Source organism: Phormidium sp. CCY1219 (assembly GCF_055795085.1).
Genome location: NZ_JAYFEQ010000612.1, coordinates 1 through 971, shown reverse-complemented (window position 1 = coordinate 971; position 971 = coordinate 1). Strand labels below are relative to the sequence as shown.

The window sequence follows — 971 nt, the reverse complement described above, 5'->3', positions numbered from 1 at the left end:
AAGAGCTTTGATACTCTCGTTGGAACACCGGGTTGTTTCCCCATTCTTGTACTCCAGTATTTGAGATTGCCGTCATACGGGCTGGCTTCGCTTTTGACTTTGACGTGTCTGACAATTTGAGTCTCAGCGTGGTGTCGCAATTTGATTGGGTTTGATTCCGTTCGTGTTGCAAATACCCAATGCCGATTCCCTATTGTTTGCCAGTATTTCTTGGCTACCCATTTTTTACTTTTGTTGGGGTGTCTTCGGTATCCCCTTCTGGTTAGCTTCCAATATAACGAGCTATCCATTTGAGAGAAAACTTCCTTAGACACTACTGTTGAGTAGTAGTTGCTCCACCCTCTGATGACCGGGTTGAGGTATTTTATTAACCCCTCTTGCGGTATTGCAATATGGGAGTCTACTATCCCTTTCAGTTTTTTGTAGTGGGTTTTAATAGCTTGTTTGCTGGGTTTGATGATAGTTTTGAAACCTAACGGATTGCCATGCGTATCCTTTCCGGTCTTATATTTTCCGATTTGATATTGCCGGATGTTAAACCCCAGGAAGTCAAACCCAGGGCTGTCACCCTCTAATGTGTGGGTGATGTGAGTTTTGGTATCCTTCAGTTCCAATCCTATTCCTTTCAACCATTCCTGGATGTGGTCATGACATTTTAGAATTACATCCTTGTTTTCATGCAGGATAACGAAGTCGTCAGCATAACGAACTAGCGAGATTGCATTACGTTTATTTGTACGGCTTCTTTTTCCTGGTAGCTTAGCAGCTAGGGATTTGATGCTTTCTTCCATGCCGTGAAGGGCAATATTCGCCAGTAGAGGGCTGATTACCCCTCCTTGCGGTGTGCCTTCTTCCGTTGCGAATAGCTGTCCGGTATCGATTACGCCAGCTTTAAGCCATGCCTTGACTTGTCGTCGGATTGCCGGGAAGGCATCAAGTTTATTGAGAAGTTTTTCATGGTCAATTCGGTC

General features: G+C 44.4%; 1 protein-coding gene. It reads right to left on the bottom strand.

Going from position 1 to position 971, the window contains the following annotated elements; all coding sequences use genetic code 11:
* On the bottom strand, positions 1-971 hold a 971-nt coding region (locus tag AC0QH1_RS17190), incomplete at both ends, for a reverse transcriptase domain-containing protein (protein ID WP_324632462.1).